The 1,630-nt window shown below is 45.3% G+C and carries 1 protein-coding gene; it reads right to left on the bottom strand.

All coding sequences use genetic code 11. From position 1 onward, the window contains the following. Window positions 1-272 precede the first annotated feature (272 nt). Window positions 273-1,388, bottom strand: coding sequence for an NF041680 family putative transposase (locus QUA62_RS29145; protein ID WP_333408274.1), 1,116 nt, complete (start codon window positions 1,386-1,388; stop codon window positions 273-275). Between the last annotated feature and the right edge of the window lie 242 nt (window positions 1,389-1,630).

Here is a 1,630-nt window from a genome sequence, read left to right as displayed (position 1 = left end):
TTGGAGTTTAGACTAAGCACAAATTTACTCAGCGTTAGCTGAGTAGAAATTCTGGTGAATTTAGAGAGAGCTTCCTAGGTTAACTAATCAATTTTGGTGATTTTTGGAACCGACCTTTACCCTTTTTGACCACAGGATAGCGACATCTTGGAGTGCGCGGTTTTCCTGTTTTCCATCCATCGGAATTTCCTCGGCGTTTGGGAGAAACAGCCGGACTTCCAATCCTGATTAAAAGTGGAAGCATTGATTGTACAACCCTTCCAGGAGTCAATTCAGGCAGAGACTAATGCCTGCGGTAGACGAATTTCTCTGACTAAATCTTTAGCTAACCATAATTGCCAGGTGAGTAAAGGCATCAAATCGCTCCATCGTTCGCACTGTTCTGGTGTGCTGAGCTTCGGCACAGTCCAATGTAAGGTTTGTTTCGCTAACCGATACCAATGTTCGAGGGCGAAGCGGCGCAGATACAGTTGCCAAATTTCAGCTAGAGATGGCATTTGGATACCAACCCAAACTAACCACAAAGGTTGACTATTTAATCGACCCGTTACAGTTTCTAAACGTTCGACTAGAATCAGAGTCATGGGATGTTTGGGACTACCTCGAAAATGCAAGTCATCCCATTTTTTTAACCGGATTTTTCCGAGTTTGGGCTCTACCGATTCCAGAGCTTGTTCTGGTTCCCACCAGCTCTGAGAGTCGTTCAGTCTAAACTGTTGACCGTGAATTTTGGGCCGTCCTTTACCACTATAGGTTGGGGGTGTTGACCACAAGCAACGATTAGAACGAATACGCATTAGTTTATCAGCAGCGATCGCAGCGGTGGCTTTCACCAGAGGGGCACACCCATACTCGCTGTCAAATAGAGCGATAGGTCTATTCTGAAGATCTTGACATACTTGTGCCAATTGTTGAGCGCCAAAACTAATCGGGTTGTCCCAACTCGTAATACGTTCGTGTCTTAACGGCAGCGCCCAACTGCCACTACTTTCAGGTATCAGTGCGATCGTACTATATCCTTGACCAATGCCGACAGGTATACCGTGAGGTAAGGCTGTGGGTTGATGTTCATAGGTGCGTTCTTTGAGGGTACGTGCATGGGGTCTTAACCATGCCGTATGATCGATCGCTAATACTGGACGTTCTACCTCTGACATCTGCTGGATGTATAGTTGCATCAATTGTTCTCGGTCTGGTCTACAGTCTTGTAATGCTTCATAGACACTCGACCACTCACGCCGAAATAAGGGATTGAGAGCTAAATCTCCTAAGCATGAGACATGGCGCGTCGTCATTACCGCGTCTGCTAGTTCAAAGGTGGCATCTTTAGCTTGACCTAGACATTGGTAAGCTAGTTGACGAAATTCTCGTAATTGTTCAAACTTCATTGCAGGTAGATTTGAGATTTTTTAGCTGAATTCTCAATCTTCTACCCGCTCTGCTGTCTGTTGAAACTATCGCAGGCAGTTTTTTTTCTCTTGTTGCAAGTCTCCGAGAACGTCAACGGTCGCTGGTATTTATTTTATGGTTGAGTTTGATAGCTTTTCGCCAGCGACCATTGCCGTTCTTGATAACTGTTCGCTAGTCTAACAGCGAGCGCACTTTTTGACCTGCTTAGTCTAAACTCCAA

Origin of the sequence: Microcoleus sp. MON1_C1, from assembly GCF_036701945.1 — a bacterium.
GTDB lineage: Bacteria > Cyanobacteriota > Cyanobacteriia > Cyanobacteriales > Microcoleaceae > Microcoleus.
The sequence above is the reverse complement of the archived record's forward strand: the minus strand, read 5'-3'. Positions and strand labels throughout refer to the sequence as shown.

Excerpts from the sequence above, each read along its gene's own strand:
- QUA62_RS29145 (WP_333408274.1), bottom strand. The coding sequence starts at position 1,388 with ATGAAGTTTGAACAATTACGAGAATTTCGTCAACTAGCTTACCAATGT.